Origin of the sequence: Pseudomonas cannabina, from assembly GCF_900100365.1 — a bacterium.
Taxonomy (GTDB): Bacteria; Pseudomonadota; Gammaproteobacteria; order Pseudomonadales; family Pseudomonadaceae; genus Aquipseudomonas; species Aquipseudomonas cannabina.
In genome coordinates, this window is the sequence record NZ_FNKU01000001.1 from 1676109 (window position 1) to 1698700 (window position 22592).

Below are 22592 nucleotides of genomic sequence, written 5' to 3' on the forward strand. Positions count from 1 at the left end.
GCATGTTCGGGCCCGTCGGGCACTTCCAGCGCTTTGGCGGTATACCCGAACTGGCCGTGAAAACACCTTCGAACGTATGACGGGCAACATCTCTCAAGAGATAGGTATCATCGCCGATACACGTTTCAATCATTACTTGAGAGAGAACTTCCGTGCTTGCTATCAACCCCAATACCCGTACCGGGAATGAGCTGTCATTGCTCAAGGACGCCGCGAAAGCAGAACCGGCAGAACTGGCAGACCAGGCAATCACGTCTTCGACGAACTCGCAAACCGCCGTAGCGCCAGAAGGCGTGAAAGTTTCTCTGTCGACTGCCAGCCTCAACAAGTCTGCTGCCGAGAGCGACCCGAACCGTGATATCAAAGAAAGCAATCTGCCGGATAACGTCAAAAACACGCTGATCCGTATTCGTGAGTTAAAGCAGCAAATTGCTGAAAAAACCGCCGAGTTGCAAGCCGTGATGGCAGATAGCAGCCTCTCGCCTCAAGCAAAGCAGGCCAAGGCAGGTTCACTGCAAACGGTTCTGGCGACACTGAATGCAGGACTGATGACCGCCAGCGCTGCGCTGGAAAAAGCGTCGAACAGTGGCCAGATGACTGACGATCAGGTCAGTCAGACTGCCATGTTGTCGATGAAAGGCTGAGCACTTCGACGGTGATGTGGTTTCTATCAATGTCATTGTTTGCAGGTTTCTTCAAGCAGACAGGGCTTAGTACTGTCCGGGCCTTGTTTTCCGGACCAATGCTCAATACCTCGGTTTGACGGCCTTCCAGTCTGGCTGGTACTTCTGCATCTGTTTCACATCATCGCGCTGACGAATGCCGCAGCTGTGGTACTGGTCGTTGAGCTTGCCGAGCTGGTCGTAATCCAGTTCAAGGCCCAGGCCGGGCGCGCGGTTGATGCTGACGCAGCCGTCGACAATCGGCAGTTTGCCGCCTTTGATGACTTCTTCGTCCGCTTCCTGCCAGGGGTAATGTGTGTCGCAGGCGTAATCCAGGTTGGGCACCGATGCAGCCACATGAGCCATGGCCATAAGGCTGATACCCAGATGGGAGTTGGAGTGCATCGACACGCCCAGGCCAAAGGTGTCGCACATTTTTGCCAGCGTCTGGGTGTCGCGCAAACCGCCCCAGTAGTGGTGGTCGGCGAGGACGATCTGCACGCTGTCCAGCGCCACGCTGCGGCGGAACTCATCGAAATCGGTGACCACCATGTTGGTCGCCAGCGGCAGGCCGGTGCGTTTGTGCAGTGCTGACATGCCGTCCAGGCCTGTGGTCGGGTCTTCGTAGTACTGCAGGTCATCGCCGAGCAGTTCAGCCATGCGAATCGAAGTCTCCAGCGACCAGTTGCCGTTGGGGTCGATGCGCAGCGGGTAGCCGGGGAAGGCCTTCTTCAAGGCCTTGATGCACGAGACTTCGTGTTCCGGGTCCAGTGCGCCGGCCTTGAGCTTGATGCTTTTGAAGCCATAGGCCTCGATCATGCGCCGGGCCTGAGCGACGATCTGTTCCTCGTTCAGTGCTTCGCCCCAGCTGTCTGGTGTGTAGGGCGCGTCGACGTGTTGCGCGTACTTGAAGAACAGGTAGGCGCTGAACGGGATCTGATCACGAATCGCGCCGCCGAGCAGGTCCACCAGGGGCAGGTTCATCGAACGCGCCTGCACATCCATAAAGGCCACTTCGAATGCCGAGTAGGCGTTGCTCACTGCTTTGCTGGCATGCGAACCCAGCGCCAGTTCCGCACCGGCCAGGCTGGCAGGTTTGTGCGCTGCAACAGTCGCCTGAACGATGCTGCGCAATTGATTGAGGTTGAAGGGATCAAGGCCAATCAACTGGTGCTGCACCTGTTGTTGAATGGCCAATGCCGGAGCGTCGCCGTAGCTTTCGCCGAGGCCAATGTAACCGCTGTCGGTTTCTATTTCGATGATCGAGCGCAGCGCAAAAGGTTCATGAATGCCGCTGGCGTTGAGCAGTGGCGGGTCGCGAAAGGCGATGGGGGTCACGGTGACACGGATGATTTTCAAAAGGCGGTCTCCCAAGTGTTCAAGATTCAGGGTTTGAGGCTGGAAGGGGTGGCGAGCGGAACAGCTTTGTGCAGCCCGGCTGATTCGGCGTTTGGCGGGCGACGCGTGCCACTCCGCGGCGTGGTGCGGGCGAAGAAGATCACGATGGCGGCGAGCAGCGAGGTGGCGGCAAGCCCGTACAGACCGCCCTGAATCGAGCCGGTGGTCTGCTCCAGAAAGCCAAAGGTGGTGGGCGCGACGAAGCCGCCGAGGTTACCGATGGAGTTGATCAGCGCGATCACCGCAGCAGCGATGCGTGCGTCCAGATAGCCCTGCGGGATCGGCCAGAACAGCGCGGACGCGGCTTTGAAGCCAATCGCGGCGAAACAGATGGCAACGAACGCAAAGACCGGGCCGCCAACGGTCGACATGAACATGCCGACCGAAGCGATCACCAGTGTCACCGCAACCCATGCCTGTTGATGCTTGAAGTGTGCGGCGAGGGCGGCGAAGCCGTACATGGCGACAATCGAGATGATCCACGGCACCGAGTTGAACAGCCCGACCTCGAAGTCACTGAAACTGCCCATGTTGCGGATCATGCTCGGCAACCAGAAGGTTGCGCCGTAGATGGTCAGCGCTATCGAAAAATAGATGAAGCAGAACAGCATGATCTGCCGGTCCGTGAGCAGCCTGAGCAGGGTCGGCCGAACGGTTTGGGAGGCTTCGCGCAGCCGTTGTTCTTCGGCGATAGCGCTGGTCAGTGCGGCTTTTTCGTCATCGCTGAGCCAGGTCGCCTCGTGCGGATGCGACTGCAGCCAGAACCAGACGAAGCCGCAGAGCACGATGGAGGCGAAGCCTTCGATTAAAAACATCCACTGCCAGCCGTGCAGGTTCAGCCCTTCCACGCCCAGCAGCGCGCCCGACACCGGGCCGGAAATCACAGAAGCAATCGCCGAGCCGCTGAGAAACAGCGCCATGGCCTTGCCACGATCACTCGAAGGCAACCACTGGGTGAAGTAGTAAATAATCCCCGGAAAGAAGCCAGCCTCCGCTGCACCGAGTATAAAGCGCAGCACGTAGAAGCTGGTTTCGCCCTGCACGAAGGCCATCGCCATGGCGGCCGCGCCCCAGGTGAACATGATGCGGGTCAGCCAGGCGCGGGCGCCGTAACGTTGCAACAGCAGGTTGGACGGTACTTCAAACAGCGCGTAGCCGACGAAAAACAGGCCCGCGCCCAGCCCGTAGGCTGCAGCGCCGATGCCCAGATCGGTTTCCAGATGGCTGCGTACAAAGCCGATGTTGACCCGGTCGATATAGTTGACGATGAACATCACCACAAACAGCGGCAGTATGTGGCGTTTCACCTTGGACGCGGCGCGAGCAAGCACTGCGGTGTCTGTAGCGTGAGGGGCGGTATTCAAGAGGCGACTCCCATTCATTGTTTTTTTTGGGGATGAGCCGATCATGGACGCCCTGATTATTCCCGTCTAATCTAGTTTTTGACTTGATTGATACCTGGAATGAATCAATGTTCGAGCTTTCTCAGCTTCGATGTTTCACCACCGTTGCCACTGAGTTGAATTTCCGGCGCGCCGCTGAAAGGCTCAACATGACCCAGCCACCGTTGAGCCGACAGATTCAGTTACTGGAACACAACCTGGGCGTCGAACTGTTCACGCGCAGCACCCGCAGCGTGGCGCTGACCGCCGCAGGCCGGGCTTTTTTCATCGAGGCGCAGACCTTGCTGGAGCGCGCGCAGCAGGCAGCACTTTCCGCCCGGCGCTTTGCGGAAGGCGACATCGGTTCGGTGACCATCAGTTTTGTCGGCAGCGCGGTATACGAATTTCTGCCCAGAGTGATTGCCGAAGCGCGGCTCAAGCAGCCGCAGGTAAAGATTTCCCTGACTGAAATGAATACCTATCAGCAGCACGAAGCGCTCAGGGCGCGGCGTATTGATCTGGGTGTCGTGCGTGCGCCGCTTTTTCAACCGGGTTACGAGAGCGAGTGCCTGGTGCGCGAGCCCTTCGTGCTGGCGGTGCCGGGCAGTCATCCGCTGGCCCGTGCGCAGTCGGTCAGGGTTGAGGACCTCGATGGCGCGCCGTTTCTGATGTATTCGCATTCGGCCTATCCACCGTTCAACGAACTGCTGACCGGTATGTTTCGTTCCGCACGAGTTGCGCCGGAGTATGTCCAATGGCTTGGATCGTCACTGACCATTCTTGCCCTGGTCAACGCCGGGATGGGCCTGGCACTGGTTCCGCGTTGCGCTACCAATGTGGTGTTCAAAGATGTGGTGTTCCGCGACATCGATCTGGGCGAGGGCGTACAGAGCGAGCTGCACCTGGTCTGGCGCTCCGACAATGACAACCCGGCCTGCAGGATGCTGCTTGAAGCGATTCGCGCAGCGGTCAGGGCGGATGAAAGGTGAAGCGAAAGGCCATGCGCGGTGCTGGCATCAACTATCATTGGTCCAGTCGATAGTCATCATCAAGCAAGGCAAGTTCTGTTTTTCCGGCAAAGGAGGAGTATGGCGTCATAGCCACTTGCTCCAAAGGGAGACGATGCGATGAGAATGCTCAATCTGTTGACGCTTGCTGCCGTATTAAGCACAGGCTTTGCGGTCAGCGCGCCAGTCAATGCTGCCGTTTCTCCCGCGTTTGTCTCCGCCGGACAGTCCTGCCATTTCATGCCGGTGGCCGACAGCGCCGCGACGCTTCAGCACAGGCAGTCGGTAGGCGTGATGTACAGCGAAAACACGCTCAGCAATCTGCAATACTTGAACAATTACCACTCGGTTGCGCTACGCAGCGGTCAGAACGGCGCGCTGGATTCGCGCATTCGTAATGCATTCATCAACAGTTCTGATCCGAAGCTGGCGACTGACTGGCTGATTGGCTCACTGCAAAAAGAATTTGCCACGGTGACCGTCTACGACACGCTCGACGCGTTGATGCAAGCGCGCCCGGACGTGATCGTAATGCTCGACACTTACAACCGACTGGTGAGTAAACGCAACAGTCAGGTCGAAGCGCGCTTCATGGCCCGTTTCTACGATAACAACCTGCAATACATCGGCAAGGCAGAAGGTGAAGTGGTGCGGGAGCTGACGTCGGTCTGGGTGCAAGGCAAGGCTGCCCCGGAAATCGCTGCGCAGATCGACCAGCAACGCGAGTTGCAGGTGAATGCCTTGAAACAGTTCGATGCGTCGCTCAAAGCGCTGGTGGTGCAGGCGGATCGTGATCAGGTGGCGGCGAACTAGCTGGCACCTCTATCCCACTCGAGCACGCGCAATGAGTTGCGCCCGGATTTGCTGTTTATCCAGTCAAACCGATGCACGGCTACTTTTCACTGTAAAGAATAAGCCACACCCGCCGACAGTATGACGAGCAGCATGCCACTTGCGCGCCTTGAATGTGGTAATGAGAAGCCTTGCGATGCCGAAAAAAGTATTGGGTGCCTTGCGCACCTTGATGTCCGTGCCCCACGATAATCCCAGGCTGTTGGAGGCCCAATATGTAGCGCTGTCCCGTCAACTGCCGTTGATGTACTTCGTGCTGCTGGTCAATACCTGGGCGTTGGCTTTTACCCCTTGGTCGACTGCCCCGACATGGCTGACCCTGCTGATACCCGCGCTGCTGACGATTATCTGCGGTATCCGGGCGCGCAAATGGCTGCGCACGGTCAATAAACCACCGCCGTCGCCGCAGATCATCCTCAAGACACTGCGTGGCACCAATAGTCTGGCGGGCGTGATCGCGGCCGGATTCGCGGCATGGTCGCTGTCGCTTTACCCCTATGGCGATGCCTACGCTCAGGGACATGTCGCCTTTTTCATGGGCATCACCGTTATTGTGTGCATCTTCTGCATGATGCACCTGCGACCCGCAGCCCTGACGACTGCGGTAGTCGTCAATACCGCGTTCGTGATCTTCTTTGCCTCCACGCACAACCTGACGTTTATCGCCACTGCCGTGAACATTGTGTTGGTGTCGATCGGCATGTTGATCATTCTTCAATATCAGTACCGCGATTTCACCAGCCTGGTGGATGTACAGGTCAAGACCGAACAGCTCAGTAATGAAAACCTGCTTTTGGCCAATCAGGACAGCCTGACCGGCCTGCCTAACCGCAGGCAGTTTTTTCATACGCTGGACACGGCGATGCAGGAAGCCATGCAACAGCAGACAGGGCTGGCGGTGGGTGTTCTGGATCTGGACGGGTTCAAGCCGGTCAATGACTTGTACGGGCACCGCACCGGCGACCGGCTGCTGATACTGGTGGCCGAGCGCCTGATGACGGCGGCGAGCGACACGGTGCATGTGTCGCGCCTGGGCGGTGACGAGTTTGCGCTGGTCATAAAAGGGGATGTCGGCAAGGACGCACTGCTGAACTTCGGCAAGCATCTGTGCAGGCTCATGCACGACAGTTTCGAACTGTCGGACATGCCGATCCAGATTGGCGCGACGCTGGGCATCGCGACCTTTCCCGGCACTGCCGATAACGCGACGCAGTTGTTCGAATATGCCGACTACGCGCTGTATCAGGGCAAGAACCATAATCCCGGAGCGACCTGCCTGTTTTCCGCCGCTCACCGCGAGCAACTGCACGCCGATGGCGTCACCGAGCAGGCGTTGCGCCGGGCCAATCTCGACACCGAGTTCCACGTGCTGTTTCAGCCGATCATCGAGAGTTGCACCCGTGAAACCGTTGCGTTCGAAGCGCTGGCACGCTGGAACAGCCCGGAGCTGGGCTCGGTATCGCCTGCGCATTTCATCCCGATTGCCGAGCGCATCGGCATGATCAACAAGCTGACCGGGCCGTTGCTGACTCACGCGTTGCAAAAGGCGCTGTTCTGGCCGGCGCCGATCAGGTTGTCGTTCAATCTCTCGGCGCATGACTGCGCGACCTGCGAGAGCGTAAATCTGATTGTCGGGATCATCGAGAGCAGCGGCTTCGATGCCTCTCGCCTCGACCTGGAGATCACTGAAACGGCCATCATGCAGGACATCGCGCAGGTGCAGCAGGCGATTACCCAGTTTCGCCAGTTGGGCTGCGGTATTTCGCTGGATGACTTCGGCACGGGTTATTCCAGCCTCAGCCAATTGCACGCGCTGGCGCTGACCAAACTGAAGATCGACCGCAGTTTCGTGACCGGTGTACACAACAACCCGGCCAGCTACAAGATCGTCAAATCGCTGGTTGCGCTGAGTCTGGACATGTCTCTGGGCTGCGTGATCGAAGGTGTTGAAACCCAGCATGAGCTCAACGCGCTGACCTCGCTGGGCTGCACCATGGTGCAAGGCTTCTTCTACAGCCCGCCGATCAGTTTCGAAGAAACCCTGATCTGGCTCGACACACCGGACGAGGAGCGCACATTCGGTTATGCCGCGTCCTGTCGTATCTGATCGCTTCGCTTGCAGCATTCGCTCGCGTGTTCGTGGGTTAAGATGCGCCTTTCGACGCTCTGAGAATCCCGTTCATGACCAAGCCCGGACAGACTGTCCTTGTCGCGCTGCGCAAGATGATTGCCTCCGGCGAGCTGGCGGCTGGCGCACGATTGATGGAAGTGCCGACTGCCGAACTGTTTGGTGTTTCGCGTATGCCGGTGCGCATGGCGTTCCGCACGCTGGAGCAGGAGGGGTTGTTGGTGCCGTCTGGCGGCCGGGGCTTTCAGGTCCGTTCGCTCAGTGCGCAGGAAATTGCCGGGGCGGTGGACGTCCGTGGTGTGCTGGAAGGCCTGGCGGCGCGGCAGATGGCCGAGCGCGGGGTCACGCCGCAGGCCAGGGGCGAGCTGGAACGGTGCCTGGTGCAGGGTGATGAGTTGTTCGACAAGGGTCACGTCACCGAAGACGACCTTGAGGTGTATCACGACATGAACATACGTCTGCATCGGATCATCGTCGAGGGCAGTGGCAACCGGGCAATCGCGGACGCACTGGCCCGTAACGATCATCTGCCGTTTGCGTCGGTTACCGCGCTGGCGGTGGATCGGAACAATCTGATTCGCGAGTACCGCCGCTTCAATTTCGCGCACATGCAGCATCACGCCGTGGTCGATGCCCTGATCAATGGCGAGGGTGCGCGTGCCGAAGCGATCATGCGCGAGCATGCCAATGCGACGCTGCGCTACGCCGAGATTTTCGGCACCGGCCTGCATGAACGCATCAGGGTCATCCAGCGCGCCGAGTGATCAGAGGTCGATGACCAGCAATGGGGTCTTCGAGCGCGAGCAGCATGGCGTGAACTGATCGTTGAGCGCCTGTTCTTCCTCAGTCAGAAACAGGTCGCGGTGATCCGGGACGCCTTTCAAGACCCGTGTCAGACACGTCCCGCAGACACCTTGCTCACACGACAAAGGGATATCGATGCCCTGGCTTTCCAGCACTTGGGCGACGGTTTTGTTGGCCGGGATGGCAATGACCTGGCCGGTGCTGGCGATTTCGATCGAAAAGCTGCCGTCGGCACTGGTATCGATCGGCTCGGCAGTGAAGTACTCGCGGTGCAGCGTGTCTTCAGGCCAGCCAGCCGTGCGCGCGGTGTCGAGAATATGTTGCATGAAGCCGTTCGGTCCACAGACATACAGGTGGGTGCCGGGCTGCGGGGCGGCGAGCACGTTCAGGGCGTTCAGCGCAGTTTGCGGTTGCTCGTCCAGATGCAGTGTTACCCGTTCGGCGAACGTCGATTGCTGCAAGCGTTGAATGAAAGCACCTCGTTCGGCGGAACGAACGCAATAGTGCAGGTCGAAATCAGCGTGCTCCATGGCCAGTTGTTCAGCCATGCACAGGATCGGCGTAATGCCGATACCACCTGCGAACAGCACGCTGCGGCGCGCGTCTTGTGCAAGCGGGAACAGGTTGCGGGGTTCGCTGATGCGCAACCGCGCGCCGGGATAAATGTGCTGGTGCAGGCTTCTGGACCCGCCGCGAGAGGCCGGGTCGTTGAGGACTCCGATCAGATAGCGATGCCGCTCGCCGGGCGAGTTGCACAACGAATACTGCCGGATCAGGCCGTCAGGCAGGTGGACGTCGATGTGCGCACCGGCGGTGAAGGGCGGCAGTGGTTGGCCGTCGCTCTGCACCAGTTCATAGCTGCAGATATCCAGCGCTTCGTCATTACGCGATGACACGGTCACGTCAAGCATGGTGTTTCCTCGGGTGACCGCAGCAAGGGTCACTTCTGATTGTTCTATAGCCGTTTCGGCGTGACTGTTATTTGGTCGCCATCACCGGAATCTGTTCGCCAGTGGCATGCTGTTCGGCATCGATCAAGCGTTGCAGAATCTTGCGCGACTGTACGCCGCCCGCGTCGATATTGAGCTTGAGCAGATTGCGCTGCGGGTGCTGGAGCAGGTTCTGCTGCTGGCGCTCAAGCATTTCCAGGTCTTCGCTGAAAATCTTGTGTTGGCCTTCGCGGATGGTTGTGGTCAGCGCTTCATCGCTCGGGTTGAAGTTGCGCGCCATGCCCCAGAAGTACCAGATCGAGGTGTCGGTTTCCGGGGTGATGAAATCCACGACGATGCTCGAGGCCTTGACGTCGTTCGGCGCGTGATAGCCACCTTTGCCCGCGTGAGCCACACCGACTTCGATCATGACGTGGCTGGGCGGGGTGAAACGGCAGATCTGCCAGCGATCGACCGGCACGTCATCTGCCAGGTTGTTGCCACGTAGCGCCATTTTCCAGAACGGCGGCGGCATGATGTTTTCCATGTGCCGTGCGGTCACCACTTCCTCGCCTTCAACGGTGGTAACGGGCGGCGCTTCGTCGATTTCCTTCTGGCCAATGCTCGTTGCATGCACATAGGTTTCGTGGGTGAGGTCCATCAGGTTGTCGATCATCAGGCGATAGTCGCACTGAATATGAAACAGCCCGCCGCCATACGCCCAGTCATCGCTGACCGCCCAGTGCAGATGATGAATGAGTGCGGGATCGGCGTTTTCCCGGTCGCCCGGCCAGACCCAGATAAAGCCGTAGCGCTCGACCGCCGCGAACGTCTTGTTGCACGGAAAACCGCGCACGCGCTGTCCAGGCATAGAAGCCGTCTTGCCGTCGCTGCCCATCACCAGGCCGTGGTAGCCGCACACCAGTTGGCCGTTTTCGATATAACCCAGGGAGAGCGGCGCGCCGCGATGCGGGCAGAAGTCCTCGACGGCAGCGATCTGCTGATTCTCATCACGATAGAACACCATCTTTTCGTTGCAGATCTGGCGTCCCAATGGCTTGTCGGTGACTTCATCCGCTGTACAGGCGACGTACCAGGCGTTTTTCGGATGCATGAGGGTTCTCCACGGCTCGGTTATTAGTCTTATGGATCCACTGGTGAAAAGCTTTCTATGGCTCTGGTTTTATTAATGCCACAACAGAAGATTAAAGCCAATGATTAATTAAGTTAACTATTTTTAATGGATCCATCGACTCACTTATTGCGTGGAGCAATGCCGATTGGCAGGAGTGCTTCGCGGAGCAGCGGCGCTAGCGCCTCAAGCAGGGTCTGCACCGAGCGCAGTGCGCGGCAATCAGGGCGCGTCAGCAGCCAGAGGTCCGTGCGGCAGCCGATCAGTGGTTCACTGAGACGAACCACGCCCTCAAGCCCGCGAGCCGCGAAATCGGTGACGGCTGCGACGCCCAGTCCTGCGGCCACCAACTGCGAGACAGCTGACATGCTGCTGTAGCGATAGCGTGGCACGACCGCCGGGAACGCCTGTTTGCGCCAGATCACTGAGGTGTGTTCCGGCATCGAGTCGTCAGGGCTGATCCATGGTACAGACGCGGGGTTGTGCTCCAGCGCCTGGCGAAATTCTGGACGACCACAGATAACGTAGTCGGCGCTGCCCAGACAGCGGCCGATCAGGTGTTCGGGCGGTGTGTTGGTCAGGCGCAAGGCGATGTCGGCATCGCGACGACTGAGGTTGGCGAAAGCATTGGAGGTGGCCAGTTCCAGCGTGATGGCGGGGTAGTGCGGCATGAATCGCGCCAGCGCCGGTAACAGCAGGCTGTGCAGTACCGCGTCGGTACAGGTAAGGCGCACCGTGCCGCTGACCACCTGCTGACCTTGCTGCAAGGCCACACGCGCAGCGGCGAGTGCCAGTTCGGCGTGTTCAGCCTGCTCGGCCATCGCCTGCGCGGTGTCGGTGGGCATGTAACCGCGTCGGTTCTTTTCGAACAGCGCCGTGCCCAGTGCCGCTTCGAGGCGCCGGATCGAGCGAAATACCGTGGAAACATCGACCTGCAGCAGCCCGGCGGCGCGCGCCAGTGTACGACCGCGTACCAGTGCCAATACCAGCGCAAGGTCGGCGTGACTGATTTCATATTGCATCGCTGCACAGTTCCTTTGCCAGATTGCCTATGTAGATTGCGCTGACGACTATCCTAGACTGGTTTCACTCGTATCGGTTAGCAGCGCGTCTGCAGACCATTGACCAGATTTTTCAGACAGGGCCCAAGCATGTCGCGTCTCCCTTTGATCGGTGTCACCGCCTGCCGCCAGCAGCTAGGCAAGTATTCCTCCCACACCGCAGGCGATAAGTACGTTGAAGCCGCCGCGTTCGCAGGTGTGCCGGTGATTCTTCCGGCACGCACTGTGCCGAGCGAACCCGAGCAGCTGTTGGCGTCGCTCGACGGGTTGTTGTTCACCGGCTCGCCGTCCAACGTCGAGCCACGCCATTACGGCGGTACACCGAGCGCAGAGGGCACCGCGCATGACATGTTTCGGGATCGCACCACGCTGCCATTGCTCAAGGCCGCTATTGCGCAGGGCGTCCCGGTGTTCTGCATCTGCCGTGGTTTTCAGGAGCTGAACGTGGCTTTGGGGGGCAGCCTTCATCAGCGCGTGCAGGAATTGCCGGGCTATCTGGACCATCGCGAGCCGCAAAGCGAGTCGCTGGCCGTGCAATATGCCCCGCAACACGCCGTTTCAGTGCAGCCGGGTGGTGTGCTGGAGGCGCTGGGTCTTGCGCCGGGCTTCGAGGTCAACAGCCTGCACAGCCAGGGCATCGACCGGCTGGCGTCAGATCTGCGTGCCGAAGCATTGGCACCGGATGGCCTGGTGGAAGCGGTTTCGCTGCCGGGTGCGCCCGGGTTCGTACTGGGCGTGCAGTGGCATCCGGAGTGGGAATTTCTCGACAATCCGGTATCGCTGAGCCTGTTCACGGCGTTTCGTGCGGCCTGTCTGGCCTACGCCCAGCGCCCTCGGGGCGTGTGAAGCGATCATCTGCTGAGCGTTGTTGGCAAACGTGATTTAATATCTGCATCGAGGCTCCCGGCCAAGGGTCAAACCTTTGCCGGGCGCCTGCTCATTTCATCAGATACTTTTCGCATAAGGCAACTATGGATACGGGAGCACGACTGAAGCTGGTGCGTGAAAGCTACAAGCTGTCGCAACGCGAACTCGCCAGACGCAGTGGTGTGACCAATGCCACGATCTCCCTGATAGAACAGAATCGTGTAAGCCCTTCGATCAGTTCCCTCAAGAAACTGCTTGAGGGCATCCCCATGACACTGGCGGATTTTTTCACCTTCGACCAGCCGCCCGGTCAGGATCAATACGTTTTCCGCGCAGGCGATCAGCCCGATCTGGGCCGCAATGGGGTGCGTCTGCTATTGGTCGGTGCGACGCTGCCCAGTCGGCAGATGCGTTTTCTGCGCGAGCAGTACGCGCCGGGTGCCGATTCGGGTGAAGAACCGATTGTCCACAGTGAAGGCGAGGAGTGCGGGCTGGTGATCCGCGGCACTGTGGAATTGACCATCAATGGTCAGGTCAACATTCTTGGCCCCGGTGACGGTTACTATTTTCCGACCACGCTGCCGCATCGCTTCCGCAATATCGGCCAGGATGAGGCCGAGATTGTCAGTTCCAATACGCCTGCGAACTTTTAGGCCGCTTGATCGGTTTGCAACATTGCCTGTTTCATCCCTCCTTAGCCCGCCAAAGCCTTTTGCGCATAGCCTTGCGGGTTCATGCACTGCCAGCGCCAGGCATCGGTGAGCATTGAGTCCAGGTCATGACAGGCTCGCCAATCCAGCTCACGCGAGGCTTTTTCCGGATTGGCCCAGCAGGCTGCGATGTCACCCGGCCGCCGGGGCTCGAAGACCAGCGGCACGCTTTTCCCGGTGATACGTTCGAAGGCCCGCACCACTTCCAGCACCGAGTAGCCCTGGCCCGTGCCCAGATTCCATATGGATACACCGCGTTGGTCACGGATCCTGTTCAGCGCCTTGAGGTGACCTGCTGCCAGATCCAGCACATGGAGGTAATCGCGCACGCCCGTGCCGTCGTCAGTCGGATAGTCGTTGCCGAAAACATGCAGGGCAGGGCGCTGCCGGTTGGCTACTTGCAGCAGAAACGGCAGCAGGTTGTTGGGCGTATTACGCGGTGACTCGCCCAGCAGCCCGGTCGGATGGGCGCCAATCGGATTGAAGTAGCGCAACAGGCCGATCGCCCAGCGCGGGTCGGAGCGGGCCAGGCTCTTCATGACGTGCTCGGCCATCTGTTTGGAGTGCCCGTAGGGGTTGGTTGGCAGACCCAGAGGGCTGTCTTCGTCGAGCGGCATACGTTCGAACTCGCCGTAAACGGTTGCGGACGAGCTGAACAGCAAGTCGAACACACCTGCTTCGGCCATCGTCTGGCACAGGGTGACGCTGCCACTCACGTTGGTGTCGAAATAGCGCAGTGGCTCCCGGACGCTTTCACCGACCGCCTTGAGCCCGGCACAGTGCACCACCGCATTGATCGGGTAGTGGGCGAACAGCCTGTGCAATGTGGCCTTGCTGCGAATATCACCGTGGATGAAATCGAAATGCCGTCCGCTGATTTTCGCCACCCGCTCAAGCGTCTCTCGTGAGCTGTTGCAGAGGTTGTCGAGCACCAGCACGTCGCTGCCGTCTTCGAGCAGCTCCAGCACAATATGAGCGCCAATGTAGCCCGCACCACCGGTCACCAGAATCATGGTTGTCGTTCCTTTGATTTTCGCCATCTCGGAAGGAGACGGGCTAATGGCTCCCTGCCGCGTTTTATGAAAAACAGGCGGCATGGGGGCATTGCTTGCGAAAATCAGAACCAGATGACTTGTTGCAGGTACCAAAAAGCATTCGCTTGAGAATAGGGGCATTTCGTTCAGGCGAGTTCAACGATTGTTCTCAACGGCACAGACCCTTCATCGGAACCCTTGAACGGCGTGCCTGAAAAGACCCTCGATAGTTCTGCGAGCGTTGAAATTCGTCTATTTCATACATGACGGACGCTGCCGCTCTTCACTCATGAATGCAGTCGAAGCTCAGCCATCGATGGCGCCCTTCAGTTTCATCCGGGACTTTTTATAGAAGGGAAACTCCATGAACGGTCTACAAACGATCAATTCTGATGCACCGACTGCAACGAGAGTCGAGACTGCGATCCGCCCATTGCTTTTGTGCCTTTCCCATCTCCGGTGGGGATTTGTCTATCAGCGACCTCAGCACATCATGTCGCGGTTGGCAAAAGACTACGACGTACTGTTTTTCGAGGAACCGGTGCTGTCGGATTCACCTGACATCTGGCTGGAGCAATCGCAGCAGTCCTCCGGCGTCAGCGTGCTGGTCCCTCATTTACCCCGAAACCTTGCGCCTGAGGCTGTCAATGCGGCCCAGCGCAGGCTGATCGACGAGATGCTCGGAGAACGTCGATTCAGTGAGTTGATGCTCTGGTATTTCACGCCGATGAGCCTGGCGTTCACTGATCATCTCACTGCGCAGGTGACGATTTTCGACTGCATGGACGAACTGTCGGCCTTCAAAGGTGCACCGCCGGAACTGGTCGGGCAGGAACGTGAGCTGATGAAGCGCGCGGATGTAGTGTTTACCGGTGGTATCAGTCTGTGGGAGGTCAAGCGGTTGCAACACGCGAACGCGCACGCCATGCCCAGCAGCGTCGATATCGGGCACTTCGCCACGGCACGTCAAGGCCTGAGCGAACCGCTCGATCAGCAGCACATACCCCATCCACGTCTCGGTTTTTTCGGTGTCATCGACGAGCGCTTCGACATCGGGCTGATTCGCGAACTGGCTGAGTCACAGCCGCAATGGCATATCGTGCTGATCGGTCCGGTGGTCAAGATCGACCCGCAAAGTTTGCCGCAACTGGCCAATATTCATTATCTGGGCGGCAAACGCTATGAACAGTTGCCGGCTTATCTGTCTGGCTGGGACGTGGCATTGATGCCGTTCGCCCTGAATGAATCGACCCGTTTCATCAGCCCGACCAAAACCCCGGAATACCTGGCCGGCGGTTGCCCGGTGATCTCGACACCGATTACTGACGTGGTCAGGAGCTACGGCGCTTGCGGTGCAGTCCGCATCGCCGAGGATGCGCGAGGATTTGTGGTGGACATCAACGATGCGCTGGGGCAAAAAGGCACCGCCCGGTTCCTGCGTGAGGTCGACGCGGCGTTGGCTGGCATGTCGTGGGACAGCACCTGCGCCGCCATGAAAGCGCAAATCAGCCTGGTGGCTGTGCAGGAGCAGATCCAATGCCTCGGATAACGCTTGAATCAGCGTCTCAGACAGACGCGCGCTATGACTTTTTGATCGTCGGCGCAGGTTTTGCCGGCAGCGTGCTGGCCGAACGGCTGGCGGCAGGCCTGGGCAAACGCGTGCTGCTGATTGATCGACGCCCGCATATCGGCGGCAATGCCTACGATCAACTGGACAGCGCTGGCGTGATGGTTCATCAGTATGGACCGCACATCTTCCATACCAATGCCGAGCGCATTGTCGAGTACCTGTCGCGGTTTACCGAATGGCGCAACTACGAGCACCGGGTGTTGGCCAGGGTGGACGGTCAACTGGTGCCCATCCCGATCAACCTCGATACGCTCAACAGCCTGTACGGCCTGCAGATGAACGAGCAGCAAGCCGAAGCCTTTCTTGCCAGCCGTGCCGAGCCGGTGGAAACGATCCGCACGTCGGAAGATGTCGTGATCAATCAGGTCGGCCGCGAGTTGTATGAAAAGTTTTTCCGTGGCTATACCCGCAAGCAATGGGGGCTTGATCCCTCTCAGCTGGATAAGTCAGTCACGTCGAGAGTGCCGACCCGGACCACCACCGACAGTCGATATTTCACCGATACTTTTCAGAAAATGCCGCTGCACGGTTACACCCGCATGTTCGAACGGATGCTGGATCACGAACTTATCGATGTGCTGACAGGCGTCGACTTTGCTCAGGTTCGCGATGCGGTGAACTACCGGCATCTGGTGTATTGCGGGCCTATCGACGAGTACTTCAAGCACCGTTACGGAAAGCTGCCCTATCGGTCATTGCGTTTCGAGCACAAAACCGTTGATCAGGAACAGTTTCAATCGGTTGCGGTGGTCAATTATCCGGACGAAGCGACGCCGTACACGCGCATTACGGAATATAAACACCTGACCGGGCAACAACATGCCCGGACCAGCCTGACCTATGAGTTTCCGAGTGCCGAGGGCGACCCGTATTATCCCATCCCCCGGCAGGAGAACACCGAGTTGTACAAGCGCTACAAGGCGCTGGCCGACGAGTCTGATGAGGTGACGTTTCTCGGGCGGCTTGGCACGTACAAGTACTACAACATGGACCAGGTGGTGGGGCAGGCTTTGGCGCTCTATCAACGTTTGGTGGACGCTCAGACAGTCACCGTGTCTGAGCCAGCGCCGGGCGAGTCTGCCGAACAGCCTGTGCGGGGTTGAGCGTGCCTCGCGTGTTCAACAGTTTTGTCATGGGCGGCTTCGAATGCGCCAGTCAACGCCGTCGTGACGGCGTAAGACTGGACCTGCTGCACTCCACCGCGCATGACCGCTGGGCCGACGAGGACTATGCGGCCATGGCGGCCTGCGGAATACGCACCGTCCGTGACGGGCTGCGTTGGCATCTGATAGAAACGTCGCCTTACCACTACGACTGGAGCAGTTTTTTACCCATGTTGCGCGCCGCGCGGCGTCAAGGCACACAAGTGATCTGGGACCTGTGCCATTACGGCCTTCCTGATGACATCGACATCTGGAGGCCGCAGTTCGTGGAGCGCTTCGCGCACTTTGCTGCAGCGGTCGCGCAGTTGATCAAGGACGAAGGAGAGACGGCGCCGTTTTATTCGCCGATCAACGAAATCTCGTTCTGGAGCTGGGCCGGCGGTGAGGTTGCTTACTTCAACCCGTGCGCGACGAGTCGCGCGATGGAGCTCAAACAGCAACTGGTGCGGGCCAGTATCGCGGCAATCGAAGCCATCCGCGAGGTCGAGCCCAATGCGCGCTTTATCCAGGCCGAGCCGCTGATTCATGTGGTAGCGGCCAGCCGCCGTAGCAGTGACATCGAGGCTGCGGAACGTTATCGGCGGGCGCAGTTCGAAGCCTGGGATCTCTTGTCCGGGCGTCTCTGGCCCGGGTTGGGAGGGCAGCCGGACTACCTCGATGTGCTCGGGGTCAACTTCTACCCACACAACCAATGGGTGCTCAATGGCAGGCGCTTGACGCCTGATGAGCCGGAGTACCGACCCTTTCGGGGCATGCTCAGGGAACTGTCGACGCGCTATGGCAAACCGTTGTTGATTTCCGAGACAGGCGCCGAGGGCGACCAACGTTTACCCTGGTTGAGGTACGTCAGTGAAGAAGTCAGAAAAGTCATGATCAATGGCGTGCCGATAGAGGGCATGTGCTGGTATCCGATACTGGACTACCCCGGTTGGGACGATAACCGCCATTGCCCGGCCGGCTTGCTGGGTTATGCGGACAGCCAGGGGCAGCGCGCCGTGCTCCAGTCGTTGCAGGAGGGTTTGAACAACAGTGCGGAACTGTTTGGTGCGCTGATCCTTCCCGACTGAACCATTCCAAATGGATAGCTAAATTCTATGCAAACGGGTTGTTCTGATCTGTTTCGGCCGCGTAATGAATATATATTTGGCTTTTATCAGATAATTTAGAACCCTTTTGAGGGGCATCAGTCCTAGCTTCAAGAGTATTGGCTCTAATTTACCCAACATTTCTTGGAGTTTCTGGCGTGTCGGAAAATAAAGCCCGTGTCGACAATGATGCAACAGGGAACATTGAGCATCAGGGCCGGGATATCTTCTTCGCGGCGGTAGAAACGACGCGCATGCCGATGATCGTGACCGACCCCAATCGTCCGGATAACCCCATCATTTTTTCCAACCGTGCCTTTCTGGAAATGACCGGTTATTCGTCTGACGAAATCATCGGCACAAACTGCCGGTTTCTGCAGGGCCCGGAAACCGACCAGTCAGTGGTGCAATCGCTTCGTGATGCGATTCGGGAGCGCACGGACATCTCCGCAGAAATCCTCAATTACCGTAAGGACGGTTCGTCGTTCTGGAACGCGTTGTTTATTTCTCCGGTGTATAACGACGCGGGGAGTCTGATCTACTTTTTTGCCTCGCAGCTGGATATCAGCCGCCGCAAAGACGCCGAGGAAGCATTGCGCCAGGCTCAGAAGATGGAAGCGTTGGGGCAGCTCACTGGAGGCATCGCTCACGACTTCAATAACCTGCTTCAGGTTATGGGCGGTTATATCGATCTGATTGGCAGCGCCGCAGAGAAACCGAATATTGATGTGCAGCGCGTCCAGCGCAGTGTTCATCACGCCAAATCTGCGGTGGAGCGTGCCAGCACCTTGACCAAGCAATTGCTGGCGTTCGCTCGCAAACAAAAACTGCAGGGCAGGGTGTTGAACCTCAACGGTCTGGTTTCGACGACCGAATCATTGCTCGAACGCACGTTCGGGCCGGAAGTCCTGATCGAGACCGACCTTGAGCCGGCGCTCAAGAACTGCCGCATCGATCCTACCCAGGCGGAAGTTGCCCTGCTGAATATCTTCATCAACGCCCGTGATGCACTGATTGGCAGACCCAACCCCAAGGTATGCATCGAGACGCGTAATCTGGTGGTGGATGAACTGATCAATGTGTCTTATGACGGCTTGCTGCCGGGACGTTATGTCAGCATTGCGGTGACCGACAACGGTATCGGCATGCCCGCCAGCATTCGTGATCGGGTCATGGACCCGTTCTTCACCACCAAGGAAGAGGGCAAAGGCTCCGGGCTGGGCCTGTCTATGGTGTACGGCTTCGCCAAGCAGTCGGGTGGTGCCGCGCGTATTTACACTGAAGAAGGTGTCGGGACGACGCTGCGTCTGTATTTTCCGGTCGATGAAGCCGGGTTGACCCATACCGAGTTGCCACAGGCAACAGAAAGGCATCGCGCTAGCAGCGAACGCATTCTCATTGTGGAAGATCGCGCTGACGTCGCCGAGCTGGCAAAGATGGTGCTGGACGACTACGGCTATGTGTCCGATATCGTGCTGAATGCGCGTGAGGCGCTGAAGAAGTTCGAGTCCGGCAGCCATTATGACTTGCTGTTTACCGACTTGATCATGCCAGGCGGGATGAACGGAGTGATGCTGGCCCGTGAAGTCAAACGCCGTTATCCAAAGGTGAAGGTGCTGTTGACCACCGGTTATGCAGAAAGCTCGATTGAACGAACCGACCTCGGAGGTTCGGAGTTCGAAGTGATCTCCAAACCGTGTATGCCCCACGATCTCGCCCGGAAAGTTCGCCAGGTGCTGGACGGGCCGAACGGTATCGCCTGACGATTGTCCTTCGGTTAATTGAACAGCTATTAAACAGCCTGGGTTGCATGCGGCACAGGCTGTTTTTTAATACTGATTAACGGTCGAGTCAGCATGAGCGGATTGGCGTGTCCGTTTAAGTGCAGTTGATATCAACGGACAACAGACAACTCTCAGCGACGATACATATTGAATGGCCGGGCGCCTGAATTTCAGGCAAGTCTGGAACATCAATGAAGCGTTACGTTCCGTTAACAGTCAAGGTTGTCGTGCTTTTTTTTAACGGTCGAAAAAAAGTGAATAAAAGTTTTAAACTTCTTGAGTGGTGCTCGGGTCATTGAACTGTACGCCAAACAATTTCGCGTTCACTGCCAATGACTCAAAGGACTCTTATTATGATTCGCGACGACCGTATCGCCCCAGGTGCCTCCGTGTACCAAGAAACTAATGCAATGGCTCCGCTGCTTAAACGTATTTCCTGGAGTGCGATTCTGGCCGGTGTGGTACTGGCCATGGTTGTTTCGCTTTTACTGAATCTGTTGGGTACGGCCATTGGTAGCGCCAGTATCGATCCGATGCAGGAAGCCAATCCACTGTCCGGTATCGGCACCGGTGCAGGTATCTGGGTAGTGGTCAGCTCAGTGATCTCACTGTTTGTCGGTGGCTGGGCTGCCGGTCGTCTGGCTCAACGCGAAGGCGCTTTTCATGGTCTGCTGGTATGGGCCTCAGTGTCGCTGATCACCGTTTATCTGGTCTCTAGCGCAGTGACGGGTGTCGTTCGTGGTGGTCTCAACCTGGCCGGCAGCGGCATGTCGGCACTGGGCAGTGGTATTGCTCAGGTCGCTCCGGCAGTGGGCAGCAAGATTCAGGACCAATTGCGTGCTCAAGGCATCGACTTCAATCTGGATGATATCCAGGGCGAAATCGAAACTGCGATGCGTCAGACCGGCAAGCCTGAGCTGAACCCGGACAACGTCAAGCAAGAAGCACAAGCCACTCAGCAAGACGCCCAGAACACAGCCAGACAAAGCGCGCAAAACCCTCAGCAAGCCGACGAGCAGTTGGGCGGCCTGATGGATCGCATCAAAGCCAAAGGCGACCAGGCTTGGGACGCTGCTGACCGTCAGGCGCTGGTTAACCTGATCAAGGCACGTGGTAACAAAACCGATGCTGAAGCCAATCAGATCGTCGATCAGGCCCAAGCCAGTTATCGTCAGGCTTATGCCAAGTATCAAGAGCTGAAGGCTCAGGCAGAACAGAAAGCCCGTGAAGCGGCTGAAGTCACCGCCAAACGTGTTTCCCAAGGTGCCTGGATTCTGCTGATCACGCTGGTGATTTCGGGGCTGGTCGCTGCCGGTGCCGGTGTACTGGGTCGTCGCACTCAGCCGCCAGCCAAGGTTGTTGCTGCGATCTGATGTTCTGACACAATACAGTCAGACTTGAACTGATATATAAAAATGGGGAGCGTCTATCGCTCCCCGTTTTATTTCAGAACCCGCAGGGCTGATGCAGAAAGCGGTTGAGTTGCAATAGTTAAAGCGCGCTATCCACCTCATCGTGCGGCAGATGAAGTGTATGGCGCACATTGGCCACTGATGCAGTGGACTGTTCCGATCAAGGTTCCATTCCTTCACACCATCAATCTTCCACCCCCTCATCGTCCCGCTGCACGGCCTGCTCGATAAAAGAGCGTTCAAAGAGCAAGTGATCTGCCAAAGAGCTACCTGGAATATGACTGATCTCAAGAGTGGCCCCTGTGTCATCGATATGGCTGACAGTGATCCGTTTTCCCGACAATACGTCGTCTGCCGACGCACCTGGACGCAAAGGGGCGTCACTCATGCCATGTATACCTGTTGGCGTCGTGTCTACGAGCGTGTTGGAAACGGAGTTGCCACTAAATCGAGCTATTCTTACAATCACGCCATTGACGAATGGATCATCGGCGGGCCAGTTTTCAGAGCCCGGTGAAGGCGTGCGCAATTCCAGCGTAAGGTAACTGCCATCGCTACGAAACAAGCGTAAGCCTTTGACAACCGTGGCATTGGCTTTTTTAAACAACGGTGCAATTTCATAGGTGCCATTGTTTATCACTTCAGGGAATTGCTCATCAGTAAGCCAGCCTGCGTAATACAGATAAGGAATGGGGTAAAGACGTGAGCCTCCGCCATCAAGGTATCCGATGGATCATCCGCGGCAGTGACTGCGCACCCACTGCCACTGATTTGCACTACTTCTCGATTATCATTCGGGCAACGTTCCAGCGATTTCGCATGCGGTCCGCCGAGGCTATGACCGAATTCGTGTTGCCCCATCCATGGTTACCAACCCACACCGTTACCCATGGCCCACAGACCGGCATCGCAGCAAGGCCGCCCCAAGAACACGAAGTAGAAGGAATCTCGACGGCAACATAATCGTAAATTCCTGTCAAATCCCTTATCGCGTGCGAGGTCTCTCGCCTTGTTCCTCAACTCAGTTGAAGGGCAACCTGGAGGTTTTGGGCCCAGGTCAAGATCGGTTATCGCATCCCCTGTGAACTCCAGATGATCACCGGAGGAAAAAGTGACTGCGTTGACAAATAAATAATTGTCACGAGGCTCTCCGAAGAAGGCTTGCTTAACAGGATCGAAGCCGGTTTCCGGCTTATCACTGTACTGGGTATGCAGCAGTAGAACTTTTCTATCGCCAACGATGGGGCGCGTGGTGATCATAGGTACCGCTAATTCAAGGTTCCACGTCACTGCATTTGACCGTGACTCCGGCACCATCTGAACAGTGTTTCCTGAAAAGCCCAGAACCTCCTTGTCGCCAGCGAGGTCGTTGCGATATTTATTGGCCAGAATAAGACCTTGTGTGGACGGCACGAAGTTCCTGCTGTAGCTCCAGGAACGCTCTGAGGTATACCCGGTACCTTGACAGTTGATTCCTGAAATAAAAGTTCGCGGTTAACACAGGATTGACTGACGCGACCAGGTTATGACTGAGCATGACGTGCGTCAAGTT

General features: G+C 57.8%; 18 protein-coding genes and 1 pseudogene. 12 read left to right on the plus strand and 7 right to left on the minus strand.

The window, feature by feature from the left end:
* Positions 1–152: 152 nt before the first annotated feature.
* Positions 153–644 (plus strand): hypothetical protein, encoded by a 492-nt coding sequence (locus BLT55_RS07905; protein WP_223862751.1) that lies wholly within the window; start codon positions 153–155, stop codon positions 642–644.
* A gap of 102 nt (positions 645–746) precedes the next feature.
* On the opposite strand, the gene BLT55_RS07910 is transcribed toward BLT55_RS07905, so the two are convergent.
* Entirely contained in the window at positions 747–2021 is a 1275-nt protein-coding gene (locus BLT55_RS07910; RefSeq protein ID WP_055001475.1) for a glucarate dehydratase family protein, read from the minus strand.
* 26 nt (positions 2022–2047) lie between these two features.
* Positions 2048–3391 (minus strand): MFS transporter, encoded by a 1344-nt coding sequence (locus tag BLT55_RS07915; RefSeq protein WP_174518639.1) that lies wholly within the window; start codon positions 3389–3391, stop codon positions 2048–2050.
* 140 nt (positions 3392–3531) lie between these two features.
* Between BLT55_RS07915 and BLT55_RS07920 the strand changes: the two genes are divergently transcribed.
* The 4 genes from BLT55_RS07920 (at position 3532) to BLT55_RS07935 (ending at position 8193) form a co-directional block, all read left to right on the plus strand.
* Complete coding sequence (locus tag BLT55_RS07920; protein ID WP_055001477.1) at positions 3532–4431, plus strand: LysR family transcriptional regulator; 900 nt, start codon at positions 3532–3534, stop codon at positions 4429–4431.
* 138 nt (positions 4432–4569) lie between these two features.
* A complete protein-coding gene (locus BLT55_RS07925; protein WP_055001478.1) occupies positions 4570–5262 on the plus strand; it encodes a hypothetical protein in 693 nt (230 codons plus the stop codon).
* Positions 5263–5437: 175 nt separating this feature from the next.
* Entirely contained in the window at positions 5438–7408 is a 1971-nt protein-coding gene (locus BLT55_RS07930) for a putative bifunctional diguanylate cyclase/phosphodiesterase (protein WP_055001479.1), read from the plus strand.
* Positions 7409–7482: 74 nt separating this feature from the next.
* The gene (locus BLT55_RS07935) at positions 7483–8193 is read left to right on the plus strand and encodes a GntR family transcriptional regulator (RefSeq protein ID WP_055001480.1); all 711 of its coding nucleotides are present in this window, start codon (positions 7483–7485) and stop codon (positions 8191–8193) included.
* Here BLT55_RS07935 and BLT55_RS07940 read toward each other — a convergent pair whose 3' ends face one another.
* The 3 genes from BLT55_RS07940 to BLT55_RS07950 all read right to left on the minus strand — a co-directional run bounded on the left by BLT55_RS07940 (position 8194) and on the right by BLT55_RS07950 (position 11316).
* Positions 8194–9144, minus strand: coding sequence for a PDR/VanB family oxidoreductase (locus tag BLT55_RS07940; RefSeq protein ID WP_055001481.1), 951 nt, complete (start codon positions 9142–9144; stop codon positions 8194–8196).
* Between the two features lie 67 nt (positions 9145–9211).
* A complete protein-coding gene (locus tag BLT55_RS07945) occupies positions 9212–10276 on the minus strand; it encodes an aromatic ring-hydroxylating oxygenase subunit alpha (RefSeq protein WP_055001482.1) in 1065 nt (354 codons plus the stop codon).
* A gap of 140 nt (positions 10277–10416) precedes the next feature.
* On the minus strand, positions 10417–11316 hold the full coding sequence (locus tag BLT55_RS07950) for a LysR family transcriptional regulator (protein ID WP_055001483.1): 900 nt from the start codon (positions 11314–11316) through the stop codon (positions 10417–10419).
* A gap of 129 nt (positions 11317–11445) precedes the next feature.
* Here BLT55_RS07950 and BLT55_RS07955 point away from each other — a divergent pair, with 129 nt between their 5' ends.
* Positions 11446–12201: a gamma-glutamyl-gamma-aminobutyrate hydrolase family protein gene (locus BLT55_RS07955; RefSeq protein WP_007249526.1), complete on the plus strand. Its 756-nt coding sequence runs from the start codon at positions 11446–11448 to the stop codon at positions 12199–12201.
* 125 nt (positions 12202–12326) lie between these two features.
* Positions 12327–12875, plus strand: a complete 549-nt coding sequence (locus BLT55_RS07960) for a cupin domain-containing protein (protein ID WP_055001484.1) — start codon at positions 12327–12329, stop codon at positions 12873–12875.
* 41 nt (positions 12876–12916) lie between these two features.
* Here BLT55_RS07960 and galE read toward each other — a convergent pair whose 3' ends face one another.
* Positions 12917–13945 carry a UDP-glucose 4-epimerase GalE gene (gene galE / locus BLT55_RS07965; RefSeq protein ID WP_055001485.1) on the minus strand — a complete coding sequence of 343 codons (1029 nt, stop codon included), beginning with the start codon at positions 13943–13945 and terminating at the stop codon, positions 12917–12919.
* 385 nt (positions 13946–14330) lie between these two features.
* On the opposite strand from galE, the gene BLT55_RS07970 reads away from it, so the two are divergent.
* From BLT55_RS07970 to BLT55_RS07990, 5 genes are all read left to right on the plus strand, one after another.
* Positions 14331–15515 (plus strand): glycosyltransferase family 1 protein, encoded by a 1185-nt coding sequence (locus BLT55_RS07970; RefSeq protein ID WP_055001486.1) that lies wholly within the window; start codon positions 14331–14333, stop codon positions 15513–15515.
* A complete protein-coding gene (gene glf, locus BLT55_RS07975) occupies positions 15503–16699 on the plus strand; it encodes a UDP-galactopyranose mutase (protein WP_055001487.1) in 1197 nt (398 codons plus the stop codon). The genes BLT55_RS07970 and glf overlap by 13 nt, the downstream gene beginning before the upstream one ends.
* A 2-nt stretch (positions 16700–16701) precedes the next feature.
* Complete coding sequence (locus BLT55_RS07980) at positions 16702–17826, plus strand: glycoside hydrolase family 1 protein (RefSeq protein ID WP_104442756.1); 1125 nt, start codon at positions 16702–16704, stop codon at positions 17824–17826.
* 176 nt (positions 17827–18002) lie between these two features.
* Positions 18003–19607 (plus strand): hybrid sensor histidine kinase/response regulator, encoded by a 1605-nt coding sequence (locus BLT55_RS07985; protein ID WP_055001488.1) that lies wholly within the window; start codon positions 18003–18005, stop codon positions 19605–19607.
* 374 nt (positions 19608–19981) lie between these two features.
* Positions 19982–21001, plus strand: coding sequence for a hypothetical protein (locus BLT55_RS07990; RefSeq protein ID WP_055001489.1), 1020 nt, complete (start codon positions 19982–19984; stop codon positions 20999–21001).
* 223 nt (positions 21002–21224) lie between these two features.
* On the opposite strand, the pseudogene BLT55_RS31785 reads toward BLT55_RS07990, so the two are convergent.
* A pseudogene (locus tag BLT55_RS31785) lies at positions 21225–22513 on the minus strand (lectin); the annotation flags it as partial.
* Positions 22514–22592 lie beyond the last annotated feature (79 nt).

Bases quoted from the DNA above. Each gene is read 5' to 3' on its own strand.
- BLT55_RS07950 (WP_055001483.1), bottom strand. From the start codon at position 11,316: ATGCAATATGAAATCAGTCACGCCGACCTTGCGCTGGTATTGGCACTG.
- galE (WP_055001485.1), bottom strand. From the start codon at position 13,945: ATGATTCTGGTGACCGGTGGTGCGGGCTACATTGGCGCTCATATTGTG.
- glf (WP_055001487.1), top strand. From the start codon at position 15,503: ATGCCTCGGATAACGCTTGAATCAGCGTCTCAGACAGACGCGCGCTAT.
- BLT55_RS07940 (WP_055001481.1), bottom strand. From the start codon at position 9,144: ATGCTTGACGTGACCGTGTCATCGCGTAATGACGAAGCGCTGGATATC.
- BLT55_RS07930 (WP_055001479.1), top strand. From the start codon at position 5,438: ATGCCGAAAAAAGTATTGGGTGCCTTGCGCACCTTGATGTCCGTGCCC.
- BLT55_RS07970 (WP_055001486.1), top strand. From the start codon at position 14,331: ATGAACGGTCTACAAACGATCAATTCTGATGCACCGACTGCAACGAGA.
- BLT55_RS07945 (WP_055001482.1), bottom strand. From the start codon at position 10,276: ATGCATCCGAAAAACGCCTGGTACGTCGCCTGTACAGCGGATGAAGTC.
- BLT55_RS07955 (WP_007249526.1), top strand. From the start codon at position 11,446: ATGTCGCGTCTCCCTTTGATCGGTGTCACCGCCTGCCGCCAGCAGCTA.
- BLT55_RS07935 (WP_055001480.1), top strand. From the start codon at position 7,483: ATGACCAAGCCCGGACAGACTGTCCTTGTCGCGCTGCGCAAGATGATT.
- BLT55_RS07920 (WP_055001477.1), top strand. From the start codon at position 3,532: ATGTTCGAGCTTTCTCAGCTTCGATGTTTCACCACCGTTGCCACTGAG.
- BLT55_RS07990 (WP_055001489.1), top strand. From the start codon at position 19,982: ATGATTCGCGACGACCGTATCGCCCCAGGTGCCTCCGTGTACCAAGAA.
- BLT55_RS07925 (WP_055001478.1), top strand. From the start codon at position 4,570: ATGAGAATGCTCAATCTGTTGACGCTTGCTGCCGTATTAAGCACAGGC.
- BLT55_RS07960 (WP_055001484.1), top strand. From the start codon at position 12,327: ATGGATACGGGAGCACGACTGAAGCTGGTGCGTGAAAGCTACAAGCTG.